Below are 24390 nucleotides of genomic sequence, written 5' to 3' on the forward strand. Positions count from 1 at the left end.
GCAAGGTGAAGGTTGTCCTGGGCTGTCCGGCTTTTTTCGTTTTCGCCACCAAATCATCAACATCGTTCGTAGCGCGGATTAGCGAAGCATAATCCGCGGGGCGATGCTCGGAGGTTCCCGCGGATTACGCTTCGCTAATCCGCGCTACGACGACATATTCTATCGACCTTGCCAAATCGCTATGGTTAGCGGTAACAATACCGCCGATTGGCCCCGGTTGACCGGGGACCCCGGAGGAAACACCGACAAAGCGGGAGTGTTTGATGTCTTTGCATGGCAATTTGCTGATCGGTCGCAGCCGTATCGCCACCGAGGCTGGGTTCAAGGCCGTTGATCCGGCAGCGGATGCGCAGATCGAACCGGCCTTCGCACAGGCCACGCCCGCCCATGTCGATCAGGCCTGCGCGCTGGCCTGGGCCGCCTTTGACGGGTTCCGGGAGGCGGCACCAGAGGATCGCGCACGCCTGCTGGAAAAGATCGCTGAGAATATTATCGCCATTGGCGACGAATTGCTGGACCGCGCCGGGGCCGAAACCGGCCTGCCGCGCGCCCGGCTGGAGGGGGAGCGGGGTCGTACGGTCGGCCAGCTACGCCTGTTCGCGTCGGTACTGCGCAATGGCGACTGGCTGGGTGCCCGCATCGATCCCGCCCTGCCGGAACGCAAGCCTATGGCCCGCGCCGACCTGCGCCTGCGCAACATTCCCGTCGGCCCCGTCGCGGTGTTCGGTGCCTCCAACTTCCCGCTGGCCTTCTCCGTCGCCGGCGGCGACACGGCCTCGGCCCTGGCTGCCGGCTGCCCCGTGGTGGTGAAGGTGCATTCGGCCCATCCCGGCACGTCCGAACTGGTGGGGGAGGCGATTGCCGCCGCCGTGGCTGAACTGGGCTTCCATGAGGGTGTCTTCTCCATGCTGTCGGGCACGCAGCGGGAGTTCGGTCAGGCGCTGGTCGCCGACTGGCGCATCAAGGCCGTGGGCTTCACCGGGTCGCGTGGCGGTGGTCAGGCCCTGATCCGCATCGCGCAGTCGCGCCCCGAACCCATCCCCGTCTATGCGGAGATGAGCAGCATCAACCCCGTGGTCCTGCTGCCTGCCGCCCTGTCGGCGCGCGCCGAGGCGCTGGGCACGGCGTTTGTCGGGTCGCTGACCATGGGGGCGGGGCAGTTCTGCACCAATCCCGGTCTGATCCTGGCCGTTGATGGCCCGGACCTGGAGCGGTTCATTGCCGCCGCCTCTGCGACCCTGGCGAATGTCGCCCCCATCACCATGCTGACGCCCGGCATCTGTCAGGCCTACCGCACCGGCGTAGCCGCTCTGGCGGGAAATGAAAAGGTGACGACGGTGGCGCGCGTGGCTGAGGTCGGGGGCAACAAGGGGGCGGGCGCCCTGTTCGCCGTCACCGCCGCCGACTTCCTGTCCGATCATGCGCTGGGGGCGGAAGTGTTCGGCTCCTCCTCCGTCATCATCCACTGCCCGGACCTGGGCGTGCTGAAGGATGTGCTGGAGCATCTGGAGGGTCAGTTGACGGCCACGGTGCATCTGGACGAAGGCGACCATGGCGCCGCCGCCACCCTGCTGCCGACCTTGGAGCGTCGGGCGGGCCGTATCCTGGCCAATGGCTGGCCCACGGGTGTGGAGGTCTGTCACGCCATGGTGCATGGCGGCCCGTTCCCGGCCACCAGCGATCCGCGCAGCACGTCGGTCGGATCGCTGGCTATCGACCGCTTCCTGCGCCCCGTCTGCTATCAGGACATCCCCGATGCCCTGTTGCCGGCGGCGCTGAAGCGTGACAATCCGCTGGGCCTGAACCGCCGGGTGGATGGTGTCGTGCAGAAGGCCTGACGGTTACCGCCTGCGGTGGAGCCGCACGGGGATCGGCACCAGCCGACCCCCGTGTCCGCCGCCGGGACCATCCCGATCATCACCGGTCCCTTGCAGCATGACGGCAAAGCCGATTTGCAGGGAACCAATGGTCAGTCCCGTCAGAAAGCAGAAGACGCCCAGACCCAGCCAGCCCATCTGGGTGGCCATGGCAAGGCTGCGTAGATGCAGCGCATCGGTGGCGACAATGATGGCGGCAACCATCAGCCCCAGAACAAAGCCAAGGGCAGCGTGGCGCAGCATGAAACGGACCAGGGGCGGCATGATCGGCCCTCCGTTTGGGGTTGATGACACAAACATGTCACCAACACCGCAGAACGCCAATCGGACGCATGGCCGCAGAGGGATAGGGTGGAAAGCGGGGCGAAGCTTGTCGCCCTCACCCTCCCAAACGCTGGCGCGTTCGGGCCCCTCCCTCTCCCGCCACAAGCGGGCGAGGGGCGGAACTTGCTGCTGTGCCTCATTTTCCCCTCGCCCACGAACGTGGGAGAGGGAGGGGCCCAAGCCCGTCAGGGCTTGGGAGGGTGAGGGTCAAACAGTCCCGTAAAACTTCAGGCGTGCTTTTCCAGCGCCGCGACGCCCGGCAGTTCCTTGCCTTCCAGCCATTCCAGGAAGGCACCGCCCGCCGTGGAGACATAGGAGAAGCCGGACGCCACGCCGGCATGTTCCAATGCGGCGACGGTATCACCACCACCGGCCACCGACAGCAGCTTACCCTGTGCCGTCAGGTTGGCGGCGATGGCGGCGACGGCGTTGGTGGCGCTGTCGAACGGCACCAGCTCAAACGCGCCGAACGGGCCGTTCCAGACCAGGGTCTTTGCGCCTTCCAGCTTGCGGCCCACCAGTTCAACCGTGGCAGGACCCGCATCCAGCATCATCTCGCCATCGCGGATATCGGTCACGGCGGTGACGCGGTGATCGGCATTGGCCTTGAACTCCCGCGACATCAGACCATCCACGGGCAGCACGATCTCGCAGCCACCAGCGGCGGCCTTTTCCATGATGGCGCGGGCCTGGTCGGCCATGTCACGCTCACACAGCGAAGACCCGACCGACACGCCCTGCGCGAACAGGAAGGTGTTGGCCATGCCACCGCCCAGGATCAGGATGTCGACCTTCGACACCATGTTCAGCAGCAGGTCCAGCTTGGTCGAAATCTTGGCCCCACCGACCACGGCGGCCACGGGACGTTCCGGGGCGGCCAGCGCCTTGCCCAGGGCTTCCAGTTCCGCCTGCATCAGACGGCCCGCCGCGCTGGGCAGCAGGTGGGCGATGCCTTCGGTGGAGGCATGCGCGCGGTGGGCCGACGAGAAGGCGTCGTTCACATAGACATCGCCCAGTGCCGCCAGACCCTTGGCCAGATCGGCATCGTTCTTTTCCTCGCCGGCATGGAAGCGGGTGTTTTCCAGGATCAGCACGCCGCCGGCGGGCAGGGCGGCGATGGCGGATGCGGCCTTCTCACCCACGCAATCCTCGGCAAAGGCGACCGGGGCGCCCAGCGCCTTTTCCACGGCGGGCACCACCTGACGCAGGCTGTTCTTCGTGTCGGGGCCGTTCTTGGGACGACCGAAATGCGACATGACGACGACCTTGGCGCCCTTGGCCGCGATCTCCTTCAGCGTGGGGACCAGACGGTCGATGCGGGTCGTGTCGGTCACCTGCCCATCGGCGACAGGCACGTTCAGGTCGGCGCGGACAAGCACCGTCTTACCGGTGACATCGATGGTATCGAGGGTCTGGAAGCGCATGGAAGAAGTCCCCGTCAGGATGCGTTGGGTATGAAATACCGGGCGGCAGGAAACACCATTGCGCGCGGCCTTTCAACACACAGGCAAGGCGGGGACATGTGCAAAAAAATCGGCTGCTGCGATAGACAGCGTTTCACGGAATTGTCATCGTCGGCATGAAACGACCGGAATCCGGGGCGAATCAGCCCGCCGGCCGTGTTTTGCCATGTGTGCGGTGTATGATGTTCGGGTTGGAGATTGAACTGAAACTGGCGGTGGCGCCGTCCGACATGGACCGGCTGCGGGGGCTTGGCTGCCTCTCCGACACCATTGCCAAGCCGAAGGTCAAGTCGCTCGACAGCATTTACTTCGATACCGAGGACCGGCGGTTTCTGGCCAACGGCCTGTCGCTGCGGGTCCGGCGTGTGGGCCGCAAGCTGATCCAGACCCTGAAATCCGCCCCACAGACGGGTGCCGGCGCCCTGGTGCGGGGCGAGTGGGAGGTGGAGGTGGCGCATCCGCGCCCCGACCTGTCGCTGCTGCCCGATGCCAGCGTGCTGGATGGTCTGGACGGGGTTGGCAATGACGATCTGGTGCCGGTGTTCGAGACCCGCATCCGACGGCAGATCCGGCACCTGTCGCCCCGCCCCGGCATCACCATTGAGGTGGCGTTGGACCAGGGGGAGATCGTGGCTCCGGGCGGCCTGACCCTGCCGGTGCATGAGCTGGAACTGGAACTGTCGGAAGGCACTGACACGGCTGCCCTGTACGATCTGGCACGCGCCATCCATGCCGATGTGCCCGTGCGGCTGGAGATGCAGACCAAGTCGGCGCGCGGCTATGCCCTGTCGTCGGGTGCTACGCCGGTCAGCGTGAAGGCCGCCAAACTGACCCTGGACCCGGAAGCAACGGTGGAGGAGACGCTGTCCACCATCGTGCGCCACTGCCTGGGCCATCTGATGGCGAATGAGCCGGTGACGCGGCTGGGCCAGGACCCGGAGGGCGTGCATCAGATGCGCGTGGCCCTGCGCCGCCTGCGCTCCGCCCTGCAAATCTTCCGGCCCTTCATCCCGGCGGATCAACTGGATGATCTGGGGCCGCGCGTAAAGGCCCTGGCCGATGCCTTGGGATCGGCGCGGGAATGGGATGTGTTCCTGGGTGACCTGCTGCACCCCGTCGCCACGGCCCTGCCGGGCCATACGGGTCTGGCGGAACTGGAGATGGCGGCGCGCGCCGCACGGGAACGCGGGTACGCGCTGGTCCGCAACACCCTGGCCGATCCGGCCCATACGGCCCTGCTGCTGGATTTGGCGGCCTGGGTCGATGGCCGGCAATGGCGCAACCAGCCGGTCAGTGAGCAATCGACCCTGCTTCTGTCCCCCGTCACCGAAATGGCGGGCGCACTGCTGGGCAAGCGGCACAAACAGGCGCGCAAGCGGGGACGGGGCTTTGCCAAGCTGGCTGCCGCCCCCCGGCATGAGCTGCGCATCTCCTTGAAAAAGCTGCGCTATGCGGCGGATTTCTTCCGTTCACTGTATGAGGGCAAGGCGCTTCGCCGGTTCCTGGAGGAACTGTCCACCTTGCAGGACCATCTGGGCCATTTGCAGGATGTGGCCACCGTTGACAAGCTGGTGGCGGAGTTGGAGCGGACGGGAGGCGAGGCGCTGCCGCCGTCCTGGCGGCTGGGGGCCGGTCTGGTCACAGGCTGGCATGCGCGCGGCCTGCATGATCTGGAAGACCATATCGTCGCCGACTGGCACCGGTTCACGGATGCCAAGCCGTTCTGGCAGGATGCGGAAGGAGAGGCGGAGGATCGCTGACGCGCTCCGCCCGCTGTTGCAAGGGAAAGACATGCGCACCATCCTGGTTTCCAATATCAAGGGCGGCGTCGGTAAGACGACCATTGCCACGCATCTGGCCGCCTTCTTCGCCGGTCATGGGCACAAGACGGCCCTGGCCGATCTGGACCGGCAGAAATCATCCCTGGGCTGGCTGAAAACCCGGCCGGAGACGGCAGCCCCCATCCAGGGGCTGGATTGGGTGAAGGAGATCGGCAAGCCGCCATCGGGCACGGGCCGGCTGGTCATCGACGCGCCGGCGGCCATGCGGCCCAAGGATGTGGAAGACCTGATCCGCCTGTCCGACATCGTGGTGCTGCCCGTCCTGCCCGGCGCCTTTGACGAGGCGGCGACGGCCCGTTTCCTGGACAAGCTGGAAGAGGTGAAGGCCATCGCCAAGGCGAAGGTGCCCGTCGCCATCGTCGGCAACCGCCTGCGCGCCCGCACCAAGGCGGCGGATCGCCTGGATACGTTCCTGGCCGCGGCTGGGCATCAGGTGGTGGCCCGCCTGCGCGACAGCCAGATGTATACCGACCTTGCCGCCGACGGCCTGACCCTGTTCGACCAGAAGGCCAAGCGCGCGGCGGATCTGCGCGCGGACTGGGAGCCGCTGCTGGCGTTTGTGGGGTAGGTGTGGGGGGTGGGTTCTGATGGAATCGTGTTGGCCTCGCCTTATCCGTCATCCCGGCGGAAGCCGGGACCCAGCGTAGAGCGGCGTCCGCCGCGACATGAATCATATCGGCGCTAACCACGCCTCGCGCTGGGTCCCGGCTTTCGCCGGGATGACGATGAAAACGCGTTTCCAGTCGAAAGAATTCCGCTCGAAGCTCACAAGCCCCCGGAGAAGGTCCGCCGTCACGTTCACCGGGTGCCGCAAACAACAGCCCCTCATCGTGCGGGCCGGGTGGGATTGCTGACTTCCGGCCCTCTCTTTGCTATGATGGCACCATCACCGCCATACCTGCGTCTGGAGCCAAACCGAGGCATCGGTTTCTAGCGCGGCGAGACCCAGGGGGCATGGAACACACCCCTTTTTTTTCTGTTTCATCTGGTTGCATGAACGCGATTGCGGTCGGAGAGCACCCATCACCGTCTCCGAATTAGACGGGGGCGGCGACCGCCTTTCAAGCCGACAGAATTACTCCACCACCTCAACGCTCATCTTCATCTTGGGATGGATGTTGCAGACGGCCCGGAAGCGGCCCTGATGGTCGAACAGGACCTCAACCGACTGTCCGGGGTCCTGCACGCCGCTGTCATAATCCATGTCGGCGGCGAAGACGCGGATATTGTGGACGCGCGTATCCTCGTTATGGATGACCAGGGTGCCGCCCTTGCGCAGGCGCACGGCGGCGGCGCTGAACGCCGTGTCGCGCTGCGTCACCTCCAGCCGGGCGGGTGCGGGGCCGGCGGTGACGGGGCCGGGATCGGTGGTGGCCACGGCGTTCACCTGCACCGGCAGGGCGGCGGGATCGGCGTTCAGCGTGCCCAGGAAGGCCAGGATGTCGGCCTGTTCGGCATCGGTCAGGTCCAGATGCGGCGGCAGATCGCGTGACAGGGTGGGGCGGTGCACTACGCCGGTCACGTAATGACGCAGCACATCCTTCAGATCGGGGATGGAGCCGTCATGCATGTAGGGCGCGGTGCGACCGATTTCCCGCAGGGTCGGGGTTTTCCAGCTATTGGCCAGTTCGGCATGCCCCACCACACCGCCACGGCCCGGACCCGTGGCCGGCAGGCCGATATCGTGAAAGGCACCATCGGTAAAGGCCCAACCCTTGTGACAGTTGCTGCACGCCGCCTTGCCATCAAACAGGGCGAAACCGCGCTTTGCGGCGTCGGGAATGGCCGCTTCATCCCCCGCCACCCACCGGTCAAAGGGCGTGATGGGCGAAACCAGGGTCCGTTCGAAGATCGCCAGCGACCGGGCGATATTATCCAGGCTGATCACCGGGTCCTGCGGGAAGGCACGGGCGAAGGCGGCCTCCAGATCCCGGTCGCCGTTCAACTCCGCTGGCAGGGCGGCAAGGTCCTGGTTCATCTCGATGGGGTTGGCGATGGGGCCAAGTGCCTGCTTTTCCAGGCTGCCCGCCCGACCGTCCCAGAATAGCTGTTCCGCCCAGGCCAGGTTCCACAGGGTCGGCGTATGCATGGGACCGGCCTGCCCGCCCTCACCCACCGCGCGCGGGCGGGCGTCGGAGAAGCCCTTGGCCGGGTCATGGCAACTGGCGCAGGACATCGAATTGCCGCCGGACAAGCGCGTGTCGTTGAACAGGCGCCGGCCCAGTTCCAGCTTCGCGTCGGAGAACGGGTTGTCCGCAGGGTAGGGCGCACTGTCGGGCCGGGTCCAGGCAGCCAGATTGCCGGGCCGGTCGGCCTGTGCCTGCGGCCCGGCCAGCCCCAGGGTGAAGGCCAGCATGACGGCTGCCAATGCCGAAAGGGAACGCCGCGCCTTACCCATGATGACACCGTGTTGTGATTTACCGCAGCCGGCTCAACGCCAGTTCGACATTGGAGACAAGGGCCGACACCTCACCCGGCGGGGTGGCCTTGCCCTTGGGCGGCTGCAGGGTTGCCCAGACGGGGGCCAGCTTATCCATGGCCTTCACGGCATTGCCGGACGGGTCGCTGGCCGCCGTGGAGGCGGACAGACGGGCCAGATAGACCTTGGCGATGGCATAGAAGCCGCGCCCATCCTGATATTCGATAGGGCTGGTGATCACCCCATCCTCCACCGCCGCCGCATATTCCGACGCCGCCGTGCGCAGCAGGGTGGCGATGACGGGGGTCAGGAAGCCGGGCTTGGCACGGTCGGCCGCCGGGATCGTGGCTTCGGCCTTGGTGATGGCCTGCTCCACCTTGTCCAGCGCCTTGGCCACATCGGCCGCCGGGGCCTTGGCGCGGGCCAGGGCGACCAGGGCGTCCAGATCAGCCTCGAACCCGACCTTGCGGGTGTCCAGCACGGGGCGGGCACCGTCATAAATTTCTTCTGCGGGGTGCAGGAAATGCGGAATGGCATCGCCGCCGCGTCCGGCCTGATAAAGCTCCCGGCCCACCGACAGGTGACCGCGGATCAGGCCCAGGGAGCCTTGCAGTTGCTGGTCTTCGGACAGGTTGTCAAAGGCGCCCAGCTCCCCGCCCTCACCACCCTCGGCGGCGGCGGGCACGGCGGTGCCATGGCCGGCGTGATGGTCCTGCGCCATTGCCATACCGGTCTGGCCCATCGCTACGCACAGGCCGACACCCACCCAAAGCTTCGCATTGATCCGCATTCGATCCTCCATTGGTTCTGGGTATATTGCAAATTACTCGCAAACGCGGAAGCTAAATTGACGCAGCAAGTGACAGGGCGCACTGTTCAGACTGGGCCCGGCGGCATATCTGTCTATCAGTACCTGTGTCCGACAGAGGAATGCCCCCGATGCTGCTGCGCCATGCCCCCGATCTGAGCGAGCGCGAGGTAACGCCGCGCGATCTGTATCTGAACCGCCGCCACCTTCTGGCCGGGTTCGGGGGGATGATGCTGGCAGGCGCGGGTGCCGCAGAGGCCGCGGTGAAAAGCCCGTTCAGCACGGATGAGGCGCCGACCAGCCTGAAAGACATCACCAGCTACAATAACTTCTACGAATTCGGCACCGACAAGTCGGACCCGGCCCGCAATGCCGGGCGCCTGACCGTGAAGCCGTGGAAGGTGAAGATCGACGGCATGGTGGGCAAGCCGGGCGAGTATGACCTGGATGACCTGCTGAAAGGCGTGACGATTGAGGAGCGCATCTACCGCATGCGCTGTGTCGAAGGCTGGTCCATGGTCATCCCTTGGAACGGCTTTCCGCTGGCCAGCCTTTTGAAGCGGGTCGAGCCGCAGTCGGGCGCCAAGTTCGTGGCCTTCGAAACCCTGGTGCGCCCGTCGGAAATGTCGGGCCAGGGTGGCTTCTTCAAGATCCTCGACTGGCCCTATGTGGAGGGGTTGCGCCTGGATGAGGCGATGAACCCCCTGACCCTGCTGGCCACCGGCCTTTATGGGGAGAGCCTGCCCAAACAGAACGGCGCGCCGCTGCGCCTTGTCGTGCCGTGGAAATACGGCTTCAAGGGCATCAAATCCATCGTCCGCATCAGCCTGACCGACAAGCAGCCGGCCACCAGCTGGAACATCCAGGCGCCGCAGGAATATGGCTTCTATTCCAACGTGAACCCCGAGGTGGACCATCCGCGCTGGAGCCAGGCGACGGAGCGGCGGATCGGGGATGGCGGGGGGCTGTTCGCCAAGCGTCGCCCGACCCTGCCGTTCAACGGCTATGCCGATCAGGTGGCGAGCCTTTATACTGGCATGGATTTGCGGAAATTCTATTGATGGCCATCGCCAATCTGCGCATTCAGCCGCGTTTTCCGACCTGGCCTGTCTATCTGGCGGGGCTGCTGCCGGCCCTGTTTTATATCTATCAGATATTCTATGGCGATCTGGGGGCCGACCCGGCCAAGACCCTGGAACATGCCATGGGCGAATGGGCCCTGCGGTTCCTGATCCTGGGGCTTGCCATCACGCCGCTGCGCCGGGAATTAGGCATCGGGCTGCTGAAATACCGGCGCGCAGTCGGGCTGATTGCGTTTCTGTATGTCGTGCTGCACCTGACCGTCTATCTGCTGCTGGATCAGGGGTTGGACTGGCCCGCCATCTGGGCCGATATCGTCAAGCGCCCCTATATCACCATCGGCATGGCGGGCTTTGTCCTGCTGCTGCCGCTGGCGGCGACCAGTTTCAATGCCGCCATCCGCTGGGTCGGGGGGCGCAACTGGAACCGGCTGCACAGGCTGGTTTACCCGGCTGTGCTGGCCGGGGCGGTGCATTATGTGATGCTGGTAAAAAGCTGGCCGGTGGAGCCGCTGGTCTATCTGGCGATCGTTGTGGCCCTGCTGGGCTGGCGCATCTGGCGGCGGGCGTGACCCTTAGCCTTCATCCCCGCCGTCACCGCCCGCCATCTTGAACCCGTCCAGCAGGGCCAGAAGGGCGGTGCGTCCGGCAACGCCCAGCGCCGTGGTCAGTTCCTGCTCATAGGCATCGTGTCGGGCCTGGATTTCCCGCATCCGTTCCTGGCCATGGTCGGTCAGGTGCAGACAATAGGAACGCCGATCAGCGGGGGAGGGGGAGCGGACCAGCAATCCACGGCCCTCCAGCCCATCCAGCAGCGGCACCAGATTGGCACGCTTCAGGCCCAGCGCGTCGCTGATCTGCGACTGGCTGAGGCCGGGATTGTCACGGATCACCGTCAGGATGGCGAACTGCGTCGGGCGGATATCGAATTCCGACATGAACTGCGTGAACAGGGTGAATGCCGCAATCTGGGCCCGCCGCAACCTGTACCCAACAGATCCCTGCAGGGCCGAAAGATCGATACCGCCGCGTTCATCCATACCGCTCACTCCACCTTTGCGCATTTGCCGGTGCAAACTATCGCCAAGTCAGGCGGATTTCGAGGGATTCGTGCTGTCCGCGGCCTGTTGGCGCAGAAGATGTTTCTGCACCTTGCCCGATCCGGTGCGCGGCAGGCTGCTGGTGATGAACACACGCTGTGGCCGCTTGTAACGGGCACAACGCCCGTCCAGGTGCGTCAGGACCTGTTCCGCCGTCACCGCGTGCCCCGCGCGGGGCACGACATAGGCCCAGCCCACTTCGCCCCAGCGTTCATCCGGCACGCCGATGACGGCGGCCTCCGCCACGCTGTCCAGTTCCAGGATGGCGGCCTCCACCTCTGCCGGGTACACATTCTCCCCGCCGGAGATGAACATGTCCTTCTTGCGGTCCACCAGATAGTAGAAGCCGTCGGCATCCCGCCGTGCGGCATCGCCGGTCCGCAGCCAGCCGCCCTGCTGTGCCAGAGTCGGCAGTTCGGGACGGTTCCAGTAGCCGGGCGACAGGTTGGGGCCATTGATCCAGATTTCCCCGACACCGCCATCCGGCACATCCCGTCCCTCATCATCGACCAGACGCAGACGCAGGGTGGGGCCGGGGATGCCGGCGGAACCGGCCTTGGTCACGATACGGGCGCGGTTGGTGATGGGCATGCCCAGAACGGTTCCTGCCTCGCTCATTCCATAGCCGTCGGCGATGGTGATGCCATCCTCGCTGAACCGCTGGATCAGGGCGGCGGGCATGGGCGCGCCGCCGGTGCAGAGCGCCACCAGGCGGCTCAGCCGTGTGGGGTTGTAATCGGGATGCTGACGCAGGGTCTGCGCCATCTGCGGCACGCACATGTAATGTGTGACACCCATATCGGGGTCCGCCAGACGGGACAGGGTCACCGCCGGGTCAAACCCGCGCGACAGCAGCAGCGTTCCACCCTGCGCCAGCGGGGTTCGCACCATGGTGACCAGCCCCACGACATGAAACAGCGGCATGTCGCACAACACGACGCTGTCGGCATTCAGGCGGTTCATCAGGCCGAAATTGATGTTCGTGAAGAACAGGTTGCTTTCAGTCAGCAACGCCCCCTTGGGCCGGCCCGATGTGCCCGACGTGTACAGCAAGGTGGAGGGCTGATCTACAGATGGCGGCACCGCCGGACGCGCCGGCTCCATAGCGGTCCAGGCCGCATCGGCCTGTGACAGTTCCAGGATTTCCGTGCCTGCGCAGCCTTCCGCCGCCAGTTTGGCAGTATCCAGGAACTCCGCATCGGCCAGCAGCAGGGCCGGGGATGCATCCGCGACCTGGAACGCCAGTTCCGGCACCGTCAGGCGCCAGTTCAAGGGCGCGAAGATCGCGCCCAGGCGCGCGGCGGCCAGATGCAGCACGGGCATGGCCGCGTCATTGCGCCCGATAACCGCAATACGCTGTCCCGCCGCATCACCCAGCCGGGCCGACAACCAGGCGCAGCAACGATTCACGGCAGCATCCAGCCCGGCATAGGTGAACCGGCGCCCACCGACCAGATCGATCATGGCGATCTTGTCCGGCTGCGCTGCCGCCTGAAAGGCCAGCGGATCGGGGGCGGGAAGATGGGGGGTAACCATGGAACAGCCCTCAAACAATACCGACCTGACAGGTGCCGGGTCCCCTCTATGGGGGCGACCCGGCACAAGCAGCGTTCATCAGATTACCCGCGCTTGTACGCGCCAAGACCGGGCTTGTAGCTCTTCTCGTCGATGAACTGACGGATGCCTTCCTTGCGGCCGTCATTGTCATAGGAATTGGCGGCTTCCTGCGCGCGGACCAGGAAGTCCTCGGCATTGTCGTAGGTCATTTCCTTGACCCGGCGTACCGCATCCTTGGTGGCCTTCAGTGCCACCGGGTTCTTTTCCAACAGGACCTTGGCAACCTCGGTCACGCGGTCCTTCAACTGGGCCAGGGGCACCGCCTCATTCACCAGACGCCATTCGGCGGCCTTCTTGCCGTCGATGGCTTCACCCGTCATGGCGTGGTACATGGCGTCGCGCATCGGGATCAGGTCAACGACCACCTTGGTGGCGCCGCCGCCGGGCAGGATACCCCAATTGATCTCCGACAGGCCGAACTTTGCCTCTTCCGCCGCGATGGCCAGATCGCAGGAATAGAGCGGGCCGTAGCCGCCGCCGAAGCACCAGCCATTGACCATGGCGATGGTCGGCTTCTGATACCAGCGCAGGCGCCGCCACCAGCCATAGCTCTCCCGTTGCGCCTGACGCGTGGCGCCCAGGCCCTTGGCCTCCGTCTCGCGGAAATATTCCTTCAGGTCCATGCCGGCGGACCAGGCCGTGCCCTCGCCCGACAGGACCAGGACGCCCACATCCTCGCGGTATTCCAGTTCGTCCAGAACCTCCATCATCCGGCGGTTCAGGGTCGGGCTCATGCAATTGCGCTTTTCCGGGCGGTTGAAACGCACCCAGGCGATGCCGTCCACGACATCAAAGGCGACAGTGTCAGCGGTGCTCATCATGTTCATCCTGAATGGGGATATTCATCAGATCGGGAAATGGCCGGGCAGCGTTTCCAGCGTGATCCAGCGCAGTTCGGTGAAGGCATCGATGCCGGCCTTGCCGCCGAACCGGCCATAGCCGCTGTCCTTGACGCCGCCGAACGGCATCTGCGCCTCGTCATGGACGGTGGCGCCGTTGACATGGCAGATGCCGGACTGAACACGCCGGGCCAGACGCAGGCCACGGGCCGCATCGCGGGTGAAGATGGAGGCGGACAGGCCGTATTCGGTATCGTTGGCGGTGCGGATGGCCGCATCCTCCCCATCCACCCGCACGATGGTGGTGACGGGGCCAAAGCTTTCCTCGGCATAGATGCGCATGGCTGGCGTGACATGGTCCAGAATGGCCGCCGACATCAGCGTGCCCTTGGTCGGGTTCGGCTGATAAAGCTTGGCGCCCTTCGACACGGCGTCGTCGATCAGGGACTGGATGCTGGTCACGGCATGCGGATCGACCACGGAACCCAGCGGCGTCTTGCCTTCACGCGGGTCGCCGGCAACCAGGGTGGCGGCCTTGGCCGCAAACTTCTCAACGAACGCGTCTGCCACCTTGTTGTCCACCACGATGCGCTCGGTGGACATGCAGATCTGACCAGAATTGAAGAAGGCACCAAAGGCGGCGGCCTTCACCGCTTCGTCCAGGTCGGCATCATCCAGCACCACGAACGGCGCCTTGCCACCCAGTTCCAGCAGCACCGGCTTCAGATTGCGGCCCGCGCGTTCGGCGATGATGCGGCCCACGCGGGTGGACCCGGTGAAATTGATGCGGCGAACCGCCGGATGGTCGATCAGGGCGCCGACGATGCCACCGGCATCCTCCGGCGCGTTGGTCACGACATTGACCACGCCCGCCGGGAAGCCGGCATCGGCCAGGGCTGCCCCGATCAGGGCATGCGTGCGGGGGCACAGTTCGGACGCCTTCAGGATCACGGCATTGCCGCAGGCCAGCGCCGTGGCCACAGCGCGCACACCCAGGATGACCGGGGCATTCCAGGGCGCGATACCCAGGATCACGCCCACGGGCTGGCGCATCGCCATGGCGATACAGCCCGGCTTGTCGGACGGAATGACCTCACCATTAATCTGGGTGGTCATCGAAGCGGCTTCGCGCAGCATGGAGGCGGCCAGCGTGACGTTGAACCCGGCCCAGCCGGCGGTGGCACCGGTTTCGGCGGCCATGGCGGCGATGAAGTCCGGCATGCGGGCCGTCAGGGCCTCAGACGCCTTCAGCAGCAGGGCACGGCGGGCATTGGGGCCGGTTTCCGACCAGGCGGGAAAGGCGGCGGCGGCGGCATCGGCGGCTTCGCGTGCATCATCGATGCTGGCGGCGGCGGCGGTGCTGGCGACCTCCCCGGTCTGGGGATTGAGACGGGTGAAGCTGCGGCCCTCGGCGGCCGGACGGGTCTTGCCGCCGATCAGCAGGGCGGCGTCCAATTGCGTGCTCATGCGCCATTTCCTCCCATATGGGGCCATCGGCCCGTTATTAGTTATGTTGTATAATGAATTTTGCAGCGACGCAAGAGGGGGTGCGTAAGGAATGCGCTCGGTCGCTGTCGGGTGTTCTCCGCTCCACACTCAAGCCATTGATAAGCAGGACAGACAGGGGCGGATGCGTGACATGATTAAAAGCATCAACGCCAACCCTTGTCCAATAAAATGATTATGCATAATAACAAGATTCTGTATTATGTTGCCATCTGAATAGCCAAAGCCCCCGCCACGAGGGGCATAGACGGGAGGTTACCCATGGGCGCACCCGCCCAATCCGTGCCGCGTGGCGGCATCACCCTGCTTCTCTGCTTCCTGATCGCGCTGCTGGAAGGCTTTGATATTCAAGCCATTGGCGTTGCCGCCCCGTATCTTATCCCGCAACTGGGCCTGACGCCTGGACAGGCCGGCGTGGTGTTCGGGGCCGGCATGGCGGGTCTGGTTCTGGGCGCCTTCACGGGCGGCTGGCTGGCCGACCGGATGGGGCGCAAGGGCCTGCTGATGGTCTGCGTTGCCATTTTCGGCCTGTTCACCTTGGCCACGCTGGTCGCTGCCGGTCCGGTATCGCTTGGCGCCTTCCGGTTTTTCGCAGGTGCTGGCATGGGGGCGGCGATGCCCAGCCTTGTGGCGGTTGCCCTGGAAATCGCGCCACCGGAACGCCGTACCCGTACCATCACCCTGATGTTTTCCGGCATGCCGGCGGGCGGCGCCTTGGCCGCGCTGTTCGCGGCGGGTCTGTTGGAGCAGTATGGCTGGCACTCCATCTTCCTGGCCGGCGGCGTGTTGCCCCTGTTGCTGCTGCCCGCCATGTGGAAGCTGATGCCTGACAGCCGGGTGGTTCATGCTTCCCTGGCAGAGCGTCCGAGTGCCGCGACGGCATTGTTTGGTGAGGGGCGGTTGCTGATCACCCTGCTGGCCTGGTTCACCTTCGGCATGACGCTGCTGGTGCTGTATCTGCTGCTGAACTGGCTGCCGTCGCTGGTTGCGGCCAAAGGGCTGGGCGGTGTTGGTGGGGCAGGGGCTGCCTTTGCCTTCAATGCCGGCAGCATTGTCGGTGCCTTGGGAATCGGCTTTCTGGTCGACCGGCTGGGGCCGCGCATTCCCATCATCGCGGCCTATCCTTGCCTGGCGCTGGCCATGTTTGGGCTGGCGGGGGCTGAGAATCTGGTGCCGGTGCTGGTTCTGGCCGGGCTTGCGGGCTTCTTCCTGCTGGGCGCGCAATATTCGCTCTATGGCATCATCCCGCTCTATTATCCCGGCATCGTCCGTGGGTTGGCCACGGGTGCCTCCATTGCGGTTGGTCGTTTGGGCTCCATTGCCGGCCCGCTGGTGGCAGGTCATCTGCTGAGCCAGGGATGGGGACCGGCGGGCGTCGCCATGGCCATGGTGCCGGTCGTGCTGGCCGCAGGCGTGTCAGCGTCGGTGATGACCATTCGGGGCCGTTATGTAGACAACGGATAAATCATTATCCCTTGTAACGAGTCCAGGCCCGTGACGCCCCGTGTCACGGGCCTTTTTTGCGCCTGGACGGAGCGCGTTGAAAATTCGTTGTGCTTATAATTTGTTATATTGCATTACATGTTGTGCTATCGTATCGTTGCGTAATTCAACGAATCAAGAGCCCGCTTCGCCTTGCGCGTCCGGGCCACCCCAAGGGAGAAGCCCTATGAAGAAGCTGGCATCGCGCCCGGCAGTGCGTCTGCTTACCCTTTTGCTGGCCGGTAGCGCCATCGTTCCGGCGGCTTTGGCCCAGGCCGACAGCACCCCTGTTCTGGAAGAGATCGTGGTGACGGCAGAACGCCGGACACAGAGCCTGCAGGACGTGCCGATCAGCGCCACCGTCCTGTCGGGTGAGGACATCATCCGCAAGGGTGTGGCCAATCTGGCCGATATCCAGCAGGTCTCCCCCTCCATCGCCATCAATCAGGTGAACCGTTCCACCTATGTGAATATCCGTGGCGTCGGTATCGCGCAGACGGCGCCCAGCTCCAGCCCCGGCGTCGCCTATTATATCGACGGACAGCTTATCCCGCATGAACAGTTCATCAGCCAGTCCTTCTACGATATTGGCTCGCTGGAAGTGCTGCGCGGGCCGCAGGGCACGCTGACGGGCCAGAATTCCACGGGTGGCGCCATCTATGTGCGCACCCCGGACCCGGAATTCGGCGTCGTGAAGGGCTTTGTCGATCAGACCATCGCATCCTATGACTGGTATCGCACCACCGGTGCCTTGAATGTCGGGATGGGTGACAATGTCGCCGTGCGCGTTGCCGCCGTCCGTGACAAGCGCGACAGCTTTTCCAAGAATATCGGACCCAGCCCCAGCGATCCGGGCAATATCGATCTGGAGGGTGCGCGCCTGAATATCGCCCTGCGCAACGACGCCGAGACGTTGCGCATCAACTTGCGCGGTGAATATTTCAACAGCGACAGCGACAATAACGCCGTCAAGCGTCGCAACGATATTGTCAGCACCAACCCCTATATCATCCAGGAAGACGCTATCTCCTACCTGAAGCAGGAAGGTTATCGTCTGTCGGGTGAGCTGAAACTCGCCCTGTCGGACAGCGTCGATCTGCGCGCGCTCACCTCCTGGCAGGATGGCAGCACGACGGATCAGACCGATGGCGACCGCACATCCACGGCCCGCCCGCGTCCGCCGGCATCCAATGTCGGACGCGTCGGTTACACCGACACCACCATTGAGACGCTGATCAACGAGGTGAACCTACTCTCCACCGGTGATGGGCCGCTGACCTGGGTGGTCGGTGCCTTCCGCATGGACGAGGATATTCCCATCACCGTCCTGCGCGACAACAACAACACCGTCAATTTCGTCTCCTCCACTTCCACCATCATCTCCAAGGTGACGAACAAGTCGCAGTCGGTTTTCGGTCAGGCGAACTATTTCGCGACGGAGCAGTGGGAACTGATCGTTGGCGCCCGCCACTCCTGGGATGACCAGACCTATAACCGTATCGTTTCCGCCGGTGGCACGGGCATCAGCAAGCTCAGCTCCACCAAGCTGACGGGCAAGGTGGGGGCGAACTACCACGCGACCGACGACACGATGCTCTATGCCAGCCTCTCGCGCGGGTATAAGGCCGGTGGCGGCAACCTGCCGGCTTCCAGCCCGGCCTTTGGCCCGGAAACCAATCTGGTCTACGAGGCGGGATGGAAGACCACCTTGCTGGACCGCCGCCTGCGTTTGAATGGGTCGGTGTTCTATTCCGACTATAAGGACATGCAGTTGGCCAGCCTGGCCAATGGCCTGCCGCTGACCCAGAATGCTGCCGCCGGCAAGTCGATGGGCGGTGAGCTGGAGCTGGAGGGGCGGTTCGGCGCGTTGGGCTTCAATGCCGGTCTCGGGTATCTGGATGCCGAGTTCGCCAAGGATACGACGCTGCAGAACACGGTCGCCAACCGCAATGAGCTGGTGACCAAGGGCAGCACGCTGCCCTTCTCCCCGGAATGGACCATCAATGCCGGGGTCCAGTATGAAATCCTGGCGGGTGAAACGGCCATCACCCCGCGCCTGCAATGGAGCCACGTTGGCAAAAGCTACGCGACACCGTTCCCCAGCCTTGTCACCACCCTGCCGTCGCGCGATGTGGTTGATGCCCGTCTGTCCATTGAACCCACCGATGCCGTCCGCCTGGAACTGTTCGTAACGAACCTGTTTGACGAAACCTACATTGCCAGCCAGCTTCAGAACTCTTCCTCTGCTGATGGCGGCATCATCTATGGCGCGCGCCGGCAGTATGGCGGCCGCTTGACCTACCGGTTCTAAGGCGAGGGTGTCTTTATGAAGCGGTCCTTCGTTTCCGTCCTGGCCCTGCTGGCGGCCTTCACCCTGCCGGCGGGGGCCACTTGGTGGTCGCCCGGCGATGGTAAGCCCTTTCCGGCACAGTATGATGATGCCGACGCCGATGGTGTCACCCGCCTGCTGCTGGATGGCGGGCCGATGGAAACGAAGGGCCATCCCTTCTTCGAGCCCAAGGGCAAGTACGGTCGTGCCTGCGTCACCTGCCACCAGCCATCGGACGGGATGAGCCTGTCGGCTGAAACCGCCCGCATCCGGTGGCAGGAGACGGCTGGCAAGGACCCGCTTTTCGCGTCCATCGACGGGGCCAACTGTCCTGATCTGGCGCAGGGGGAGCGGGCATCGCATTCCCTGCTGCTGGATCACGGCCTGTTCCGTGTCGCCCGGCCCTGGCCGCCCGTCGATCATGACGGGCAGAAGATCGAACCCGACTTCACGCTGGAGGTTGTGCGCGACCCGACCGGATGCAATGCGTCCAAGGTCTGGGGCCTGTCATCGCCCAACCCGCAGGTTTCCGTCTTCCGCCGGCCCCGTCCGGTGGCGAACTTCAAATATATCCTGGCCATGGGGTTCGCGATCGACCCCAAGGTCGGCAAACCCCTGCCCATTGATCCCGAAACCGGAAAGATGGTCAGCGGCAATCTGATGGCCGACCGCCGTGCCCTGTCGCTGGAAGCGCAGATGCGCGACGCCGCCCATTCCCATCTGGGCTTCGATGCACTGACCCCGGACGATATCAAACGCATCCGTGATTTCGAGGATCGTATCTTCGTGGCCCGGCAGCGGGATCGCGTCGGCGGCGATCTGGACGCGATGGGTGCCCGTGGCGGCCCGGAAACCCTGGCCAAGTCTGAACCTGGCCGCCTGGGCAGCCAGGGTGCGGCGGTATGGAGCGAGTTTGCGGCGTGGGAGAAAATCCCTGCCGATGCCGATATCACGCCGGAACAGCGGGCATGGCGGGAATCCGTTGCCCGTGGGGCGCGTGTCTTCCGGGAGAAGATGTTCCTGATCACTGACAGTGCCGGGATCAACTCCCCCGTCGGTTTCGGCAATCCGGTCCGCAATTCCTGCGTCTTCTGCCATAATATGAGCCAGATGGGCATGGATGTGGCCCCTGGTCAGGTCGATCTGGGCACCACCACCATGCCCTTTGCCGACCCGCAGCCGCATCTACCCCTGTTCCGCCTCACCTGCAAGGGGCCGGCGCATCCGCATTATGGCCGCGTCATCCATACCCACGATCCGGGATACGCCCTGACCACGGGTCGGTGTGAGGATGTGGGCAAGATCACCTTGCAGACCCTGCGCGGCCTGACGGGCAGGGCACCCTATTTCGCCAGCGGTTCCGCCCCTGACCTGCGGGCCGTGATCGACTATTACGACCGGCGCTATAATATCGGCTACACGGAGCAGGAAAAGCGCGATCTGGTCAATTTGATGGGGGCGCTCTGACATGCGGCGGATCATGACGGCGCTGCTGGCGCTTCTGTCGTTCAATAGTGTTGCGCAGGCGGCAGACGCCGTGCGCTTCATCTCTTGCCCTATCTATCGCGACACCGACGCGGGCCGCAAATCCGGCTGCTGGCTGGCCGAGGAGTGGGAGACGGGCCGGCGTTTCGATATCACCCAGTCGGCGACCAAGCCCGACTGGTCCATGGCCGTACTGGTCGAAGGGCGGATTGCGGAAAAGCAGGACAATGCCTGCGGTGCCACGGTGCTGGAACCTGTGCGGGTATCGATCCTGCCCGCACAGGCCTGTACGCGGGCGATGATCCCGGCGGAGGGCTTTCCGGGCCGGCGCTTCGTTCTGCCGGCCCGCAACATCCGTCCGCTCTACGCGCCAGAACCAGCCCCGCCCCCGCCCTACACCGCCCAACTGTTCCCCATCCCCTTCGATTTCGGCCGCGATTTTGTGGTCTATCAGCAAAGCGACTGGATGCTGGTGAGGGCTGCCACCTATGCCAAGGCATCGGGCGGCAATGTCGTCATCACAGGCTATGCGGAGACCGAGCCCGTGCATGTTTCAGGGCAAAGCCTTGCCGAGCCGGCGGCCCTCGGCAAGACGCGGGCGGAGATGGCGCGGCTCTGGCTGGTGAGCCTGGGCGTGCCGGCGGACAAGGTGCGTGTTGAATGGAAACAGAACCCGGCCCCCCTGGCGGACCCGGCCTTTGACGGGTTGACGGAGACATCGCGTCGGCGGGTTGATATCCAGGTGGTGCCGTAATGCCAATCCGCCGAAGGTTTGACCTTCGGTGGATTGGAGGCCGCCGACTGGCGGCCCGGCGCTCGTGCGCCGCAAGCCAAGCGCGCGGATGCGCGCGCCCGGCGTTTGAGGGCTGCCTTGATGCTGACCATCGGTCAGCTTCAAGGCGGATTGGTATAAGTTAAAAGTTCTAAAAGCCGGACTTTCGCGCAAGCAACGGCGGGGTGTTGGTGGTTAGGATTGGCGCTGAACGGGAAACACCCGTCGCCATCCATACCGCCTTTTCCATGAATTCAGGACGGCAGGGTTCTTGAACACAAGACCCGTCCCGTGCCCTGGCAGAAGGAACGCCCCCATGTCCATCGTCGCCACACCGACCCCCGGTCCGCTGCTGCTGTCGCCCGCTGATCACACCCTGATCATGATCGACTTCCAGTCGCAGATGGCTTTTGCCACCAAGTCCATCGACGCGGTGCAGCTGCGCAACAATGCCGCCCTGGTGGCCAATGCCGCCAAGGGCTTTGGCGTTTCCACCATCCTGACGACGGTGGCGGAGAAGAGCTTCTCCGGCCCCATGTTCAACGAAATCACCGACGCTTTCCCCGGCGAAAAGCTGCTGGACCGCACCTCCATGAATACCTGGGAGGATGCGGGTGTCATTGAGGTGGTGAACAAGATCGGCAAGGACCGTCTGGTTTTCTGCGGCCTGTGGACCTCGGTCTGCATCGTCGGCCCCACCCTGTCGGCCCTGGCCCAGGGTTATGAGGTCTATATCATCACGGACGCCTGTGGCGACGTGTCGGACGAGGCGCATGAACGGGCGGTGGAGCGCATGGTGCAGGCCGGCGTGCGCCCCATGACCTCGCTTCAGTACATGCTGGAGCTGCAGCGCGACTGGGCGCGCGGTGAGACCTACGAGCTGACCACCGGTATCGCCAAGAAGTTCGGCGGCGCCTATGGCCTGGGCATCATCTATGCCAAGACCATGTTCGGGGCGTCTGAAGGGCACTGATTTTCCCGAAGACGACTGTTCGTTCCCTCACCCTCCCGTTGGCTGGCGCCAACGGGCCCCTCCCTCTCCCGCAAGCGGGCGAGGGTAGAGTTCCGCCCCTCGCCCACTCAGGTGGGAGAGTGGGGGGGGCAAGCCGGAAGGCTTGGGAGGGTGAGGGTAATCCCGCACTTTCTTTCCTCCACCCACCGGGAGCCATTCCCATGAAGCCCTATCTCCTGTCGCTGGGGGCTGGCCTGCTGGTCGGCGTCATCTACAGCCTGCTGAATGTGCGCTCCCCGGCGCCGCCGACCATTGCGCTGATCGGGCTTCTGGGCATTCTGTTGGGGGAACAGATCGTACCGTTGGCTAAGCGCCTTTATGCGGGGGAGGCGGTGACCGCCTATCTGCGCGACGATTGCGCCAAGCATGTGATGGGCCGCCTGCCCGGCGACCAGGACCGGAACGCATGACCGGGCCGACACGCCGCACCACCATGGCCGGGGCTGCGTCCCTGCTGATGACACCTTTTCTGGCCGACCCGGGGAACGCCGCCATGCCGACCAAAGACCTGATCCTGACCAATGCCAAGGTCACCACGCTGGACCGCGCCAATCCGCAGGCCCAGGCGGTTGCCATCCGCGACGGGCGTATCCTGGCCGTGGGCACGGAAGCAGACGTGCGGGCCGCGGCATCGCCGGATGCGAGCATCATCGACGTCAAGGGCCGCCGCGTCATCCCCGGCCTGATCGACAGCCATATGCATATCATCCGGGGCGGCCTGAACTATAATATGGAGCTGCGGTGGGACGGGGTGCCGACCCTGGCCGACGCCATGGCGATGCTGAAGAAACAGGCCGAGGTGACGCCGCCGCCGCAATGGGTGCGCATCGTCGGCGGCTTCACCGAACATCAGTTCGTGGAAAAGCGCCTGCCCACCCTGGATGAAATCAACCAGGCGGCCCCCGATACGCCGGTTTTCATTCTGCATCTCTATGACCGCGCCCTGCTGAACCGGGCGGCCCTGCGCGCAGTCGGCTACACCCGCGACACGCCCAACCCGCCGGGCGGTGAGATCCAACGCGACGTCAATGGGGAGCCGACTGGCTTGCTGCTGGCCAAGCCCAACGCTACCATCCTCTATGCGACGCTGGCCAAGGGTCCGAAGCTGCCGCAGGACTATCAGCTGAATTCGACCCGGCATTTCATGCGGGAAATGAACCGGCTGGGCGTCACCGGCGTCATTGATGCTGGCGGTGGCTTCCAGAATTATCCCGACGATTATGCCATCATCGAAAAGCTGCATGGCGATGGCGAGTTGACACTGCGCATCTCCTACAACCTGTTCACGCAGAAGCCGAAGCAGGAACTGGCCGATTTTTCCGGCTGGGCCAAACAGGTGACGCCGGGGCAGGGGGACGACACCTACCGCCATAATGGTGCCGGCGAGATGCTGGTCTATTCCGCCGCCGATTTTGAGGATTTCCGGGTGGAGCGGCCGGAAATGCCGCCCAACATGGAAGGTGACCTGGAACCGGTCGTCCGCCTGCTGGTGGAGAACCGCTGGCCCTGGCGTCTGCACGCCACCTATAATGAGACCATCACCCGCGCGCTGGACGTGTTCGAGAAGGTGAACCGTGATGTGCCCTTTGACGGGCTGCACTGGTTCTTCGACCATGCGGAGACCATCGATCAGCGCAATATCGACCGTATCGCGGCGCTGGGCGGTGGTATCGCGGTTCAGCACCGCATGGCCTATCAGGGCGAATATTTCGTCGAGCGCTATGGCGCCAAGGCCGCCGAGGCGACGCCGCCCATCGCGAAGATGATGGCGGCGGGTATCCCCGTTGGGGCCGGTACCGATGCCACCCGCGTTGCCAGCTATAACCCCTGGGTGTCGCTGTCCTGGCTGGTCACGGGCCGTACCGTTGGTGGTACCAGCCTGTACCCGCTTGCCAACCGGCTGGACCGCGAGACGGCCCTGCGCCTGTGGACGGAGGCCAATACCTGGTTCTCCAATGAGCAGGGTAAGAAGGGGCAGCTGCAGGCCGGGCAGTTGGCGGACCTCATCGTCCTGTCGGACGATTATTTCAGCGTGGCGGAGAGCGACATTCCCCACATCACCTCTGTCCTGACCCTGCTGGGCGGCAAGGTGGTGCATGGGGCCGGCGATTACCGCAATCTGGCTCCCGACCTGCCCAAGCCCATGCCCGACTGGTCGCCCGTACGCACCTTCGGTGGCTATTGGCAGCCGGCGCGGGACAAGGATGGAAAGCTGCTAAAGATGGGATCGCTCTGCGGTTGTGCCTCCTCCTGCGCGGTCCATGGCCATGACCATGCGGCTTCCTATGCCAACCCCGTGCCGGCAGCGGACGAGGCCGGGTTCTGGGGGGCGTTCGGTTGCGGCTGCTGGGCGGTGTAAATTCACCAATGCCCTCCTCATTCGTCATCCCGGCGGAAGCCGGGACCCAGGGGCCACATGCCCGACCCTTTCAGCAGC

The 24390-nt window shown here is 64.6% G+C and carries 20 protein-coding genes; 12 read left to right on the forward strand and 8 right to left on the reverse strand.

What is annotated here, in order from left to right; all coding sequences use genetic code 11:
* Window positions 1–263 precede the first annotated feature (263 nt).
* Window positions 264–1838 (forward strand): aldehyde dehydrogenase (NADP(+)), encoded by a 1575-nt coding sequence (locus ACODSP_RS21900; protein WP_488967666.1) that lies wholly within the window; start codon window positions 264–266, stop codon window positions 1836–1838.
* Window positions 1839–1841: 3 nt separating this feature from the next.
* On the opposite strand, the gene ACODSP_RS21905 is transcribed toward ACODSP_RS21900, so the two are convergent.
* Both ACODSP_RS21905 and ACODSP_RS21910 read right to left on the reverse strand, forming a co-directional pair.
* The gene (locus tag ACODSP_RS21905) at window positions 1842–2141 is read right to left on the reverse strand and encodes a hypothetical protein (protein ID WP_488967667.1); all 300 of its coding nucleotides are present in this window, start codon (window positions 2139–2141) and stop codon (window positions 1842–1844) included.
* A gap of 287 nt (window positions 2142–2428) precedes the next feature.
* Window positions 2429–3625 (reverse strand): phosphoglycerate kinase, encoded by a 1197-nt coding sequence (locus ACODSP_RS21910; RefSeq protein ID WP_488967668.1) that lies wholly within the window; start codon window positions 3623–3625, stop codon window positions 2429–2431.
* Between the two features lie 218 nt (window positions 3626–3843).
* Here ACODSP_RS21910 and ACODSP_RS21915 point away from each other — a divergent pair, with 218 nt between their 5' ends.
* Window positions 3844–5424 carry a CYTH and CHAD domain-containing protein gene (locus ACODSP_RS21915; RefSeq protein ID WP_488967669.1) on the forward strand — a complete coding sequence of 527 codons (1581 nt, stop codon included), beginning with the start codon at window positions 3844–3846 and terminating at the stop codon, window positions 5422–5424.
* Between the two features lie 31 nt (window positions 5425–5455).
* Window positions 5456–6073 carry a ParA family protein gene (locus ACODSP_RS21920; RefSeq protein WP_488967670.1) on the forward strand — a complete coding sequence of 206 codons (618 nt, stop codon included), beginning with the start codon at window positions 5456–5458 and terminating at the stop codon, window positions 6071–6073.
* Window positions 6074–6580: 507 nt separating this feature from the next.
* On the opposite strand, the gene ACODSP_RS21925 is transcribed toward ACODSP_RS21920, so the two are convergent.
* A complete protein-coding gene (locus tag ACODSP_RS21925; protein ID WP_488967671.1) occupies window positions 6581–7903 on the reverse strand; it encodes a cytochrome c peroxidase in 1323 nt (440 codons plus the stop codon).
* Between the two features lie 19 nt (window positions 7904–7922).
* Entirely contained in the window at window positions 7923–8714 is a 792-nt protein-coding gene (locus tag ACODSP_RS21930; RefSeq protein WP_488967672.1) for a hypothetical protein, read from the reverse strand.
* 149 nt (window positions 8715–8863) lie between these two features.
* Here ACODSP_RS21930 and msrP point away from each other — a divergent pair, with 149 nt between their 5' ends.
* Window positions 8864–9793, forward strand: a complete 930-nt coding sequence (gene msrP, locus ACODSP_RS21935) for a protein-methionine-sulfoxide reductase catalytic subunit MsrP (protein WP_488967673.1) — start codon at window positions 8864–8866, stop codon at window positions 9791–9793.
* A complete protein-coding gene (gene msrQ, locus ACODSP_RS21940) occupies window positions 9793–10383 on the forward strand; it encodes a protein-methionine-sulfoxide reductase heme-binding subunit MsrQ (protein ID WP_488967674.1) in 591 nt (196 codons plus the stop codon). The genes msrP and msrQ overlap by 1 nt, the downstream gene beginning before the upstream one ends.
* Before the next feature lie 3 nt (window positions 10384–10386).
* Here msrQ and ACODSP_RS21945 read toward each other — a convergent pair whose 3' ends face one another.
* The 4 genes from ACODSP_RS21945 to ACODSP_RS21960 form a co-directional block, all read right to left on the reverse strand.
* Window positions 10387–10851, reverse strand: a complete 465-nt coding sequence (locus ACODSP_RS21945) for a MarR family winged helix-turn-helix transcriptional regulator (protein ID WP_054166310.1) — start codon at window positions 10849–10851, stop codon at window positions 10387–10389.
* Between the two features lie 48 nt (window positions 10852–10899).
* Window positions 10900–12447 (reverse strand): AMP-binding protein, encoded by a 1548-nt coding sequence (locus ACODSP_RS21950; protein WP_488967675.1) that lies wholly within the window; start codon window positions 12445–12447, stop codon window positions 10900–10902.
* Window positions 12448–12530: 83 nt separating this feature from the next.
* The gene (locus tag ACODSP_RS21955; RefSeq protein WP_488967676.1) at window positions 12531–13349 is read right to left on the reverse strand and encodes a p-hydroxycinnamoyl CoA hydratase/lyase; all 819 of its coding nucleotides are present in this window, start codon (window positions 13347–13349) and stop codon (window positions 12531–12533) included.
* 24 nt (window positions 13350–13373) lie between these two features.
* Complete coding sequence (locus ACODSP_RS21960) at window positions 13374–14834, reverse strand: aldehyde dehydrogenase (RefSeq protein ID WP_488967677.1); 1461 nt, start codon at window positions 14832–14834, stop codon at window positions 13374–13376.
* Between the two features lie 300 nt (window positions 14835–15134).
* Here ACODSP_RS21960 and ACODSP_RS21965 point away from each other — a divergent pair, with 300 nt between their 5' ends.
* The 7 genes from ACODSP_RS21965 to ACODSP_RS21995 all read left to right on the forward strand — a co-directional run bounded on the left by ACODSP_RS21965 (window position 15135) and on the right by ACODSP_RS21995 (window position 24312).
* Window positions 15135–16337, forward strand: coding sequence for an MFS transporter (locus ACODSP_RS21965; RefSeq protein WP_488967678.1), 1203 nt, complete (start codon window positions 15135–15137; stop codon window positions 16335–16337).
* Between the two features lie 205 nt (window positions 16338–16542).
* Window positions 16543–18666 (forward strand): TonB-dependent receptor, encoded by a 2124-nt coding sequence (locus ACODSP_RS21970; protein WP_488967679.1) that lies wholly within the window; start codon window positions 16543–16545, stop codon window positions 18664–18666.
* A gap of 15 nt (window positions 18667–18681) precedes the next feature.
* Window positions 18682–20151, forward strand: coding sequence for a hypothetical protein (locus ACODSP_RS21975; RefSeq protein ID WP_488967680.1), 1470 nt, complete (start codon window positions 18682–18684; stop codon window positions 20149–20151).
* Window position 20152: 1 nt separating this feature from the next.
* Window positions 20153–20923 (forward strand): OmpA family protein, encoded by a 771-nt coding sequence (locus tag ACODSP_RS21980; RefSeq protein ID WP_488967681.1) that lies wholly within the window; start codon window positions 20153–20155, stop codon window positions 20921–20923.
* Between the two features lie 334 nt (window positions 20924–21257).
* A complete protein-coding gene (locus ACODSP_RS21985) occupies window positions 21258–21914 on the forward strand; it encodes a hydrolase (protein WP_488967682.1) in 657 nt (218 codons plus the stop codon).
* 200 nt (window positions 21915–22114) lie between these two features.
* On the forward strand, window positions 22115–22363 hold the full coding sequence (locus ACODSP_RS21990) for a DUF1427 family protein (RefSeq protein WP_488967683.1): 249 nt from the start codon (window positions 22115–22117) through the stop codon (window positions 22361–22363).
* On the forward strand, window positions 22360–24312 hold the full coding sequence (locus tag ACODSP_RS21995; RefSeq protein ID WP_488967684.1) for an amidohydrolase: 1953 nt from the start codon (window positions 22360–22362) through the stop codon (window positions 24310–24312). Before ACODSP_RS21990 ends, ACODSP_RS21995 begins: the two co-directional genes overlap by 4 nt.
* The last annotated feature ends 78 nt before the right edge of the window (window positions 24313–24390 follow it).

Source organism: Niveispirillum sp. FG156, from assembly GCF_057809555.1.

What these genes read in the sequence shown, in the direction of transcription:
- ACODSP_RS21900 (WP_488967666.1), top strand. Translation starts at nt 264, where the DNA reads ATGTCTTTGCATGGCAATTTGCTGATCGGTCGCAGCCGTATCGCCACC.
- ACODSP_RS21905 (WP_488967667.1), bottom strand. Translation starts at nt 2,141, where the DNA reads ATGCCGCCCCTGGTCCGTTTCATGCTGCGCCACGCTGCCCTTGGCTTT.
- ACODSP_RS21910 (WP_488967668.1), bottom strand. Translation starts at nt 3,625, where the DNA reads ATGCGCTTCCAGACCCTCGATACCATCGATGTCACCGGTAAGACGGTG.
- ACODSP_RS21915 (WP_488967669.1), top strand. Translation starts at nt 3,844, where the DNA reads ATGATGTTCGGGTTGGAGATTGAACTGAAACTGGCGGTGGCGCCGTCC.
- ACODSP_RS21920 (WP_488967670.1), top strand. Translation starts at nt 5,456, where the DNA reads ATGCGCACCATCCTGGTTTCCAATATCAAGGGCGGCGTCGGTAAGACG.
- ACODSP_RS21925 (WP_488967671.1), bottom strand. Translation starts at nt 7,903, where the DNA reads ATGGGTAAGGCGCGGCGTTCCCTTTCGGCATTGGCAGCCGTCATGCTG.
- ACODSP_RS21930 (WP_488967672.1), bottom strand. Translation starts at nt 8,714, where the DNA reads ATGCGGATCAATGCGAAGCTTTGGGTGGGTGTCGGCCTGTGCGTAGCG.
- msrP (WP_488967673.1), top strand. Translation starts at nt 8,864, where the DNA reads ATGCTGCTGCGCCATGCCCCCGATCTGAGCGAGCGCGAGGTAACGCCG.
- msrQ (WP_488967674.1), top strand. Translation starts at nt 9,793, where the DNA reads ATGGCCATCGCCAATCTGCGCATTCAGCCGCGTTTTCCGACCTGGCCT.
- ACODSP_RS21945 (WP_054166310.1), bottom strand. Translation starts at nt 10,851, where the DNA reads ATGGATGAACGCGGCGGTATCGATCTTTCGGCCCTGCAGGGATCTGTT.
- ACODSP_RS21950 (WP_488967675.1), bottom strand. Translation starts at nt 12,447, where the DNA reads ATGGTTACCCCCCATCTTCCCGCCCCCGATCCGCTGGCCTTTCAGGCG.
- ACODSP_RS21955 (WP_488967676.1), bottom strand. Translation starts at nt 13,349, where the DNA reads ATGATGAGCACCGCTGACACTGTCGCCTTTGATGTCGTGGACGGCATC.
- ACODSP_RS21960 (WP_488967677.1), bottom strand. Translation starts at nt 14,834, where the DNA reads ATGAGCACGCAATTGGACGCCGCCCTGCTGATCGGCGGCAAGACCCGT.
- ACODSP_RS21965 (WP_488967678.1), top strand. Translation starts at nt 15,135, where the DNA reads ATGGGCGCACCCGCCCAATCCGTGCCGCGTGGCGGCATCACCCTGCTT.
- ACODSP_RS21970 (WP_488967679.1), top strand. Translation starts at nt 16,543, where the DNA reads ATGAAGAAGCTGGCATCGCGCCCGGCAGTGCGTCTGCTTACCCTTTTG.
- ACODSP_RS21975 (WP_488967680.1), top strand. Translation starts at nt 18,682, where the DNA reads ATGAAGCGGTCCTTCGTTTCCGTCCTGGCCCTGCTGGCGGCCTTCACC.
- ACODSP_RS21980 (WP_488967681.1), top strand. Translation starts at nt 20,153, where the DNA reads ATGCGGCGGATCATGACGGCGCTGCTGGCGCTTCTGTCGTTCAATAGT.
- ACODSP_RS21985 (WP_488967682.1), top strand. Translation starts at nt 21,258, where the DNA reads ATGTCCATCGTCGCCACACCGACCCCCGGTCCGCTGCTGCTGTCGCCC.
- ACODSP_RS21990 (WP_488967683.1), top strand. Translation starts at nt 22,115, where the DNA reads ATGAAGCCCTATCTCCTGTCGCTGGGGGCTGGCCTGCTGGTCGGCGTC.
- ACODSP_RS21995 (WP_488967684.1), top strand. Translation starts at nt 22,360, where the DNA reads ATGACCGGGCCGACACGCCGCACCACCATGGCCGGGGCTGCGTCCCTG.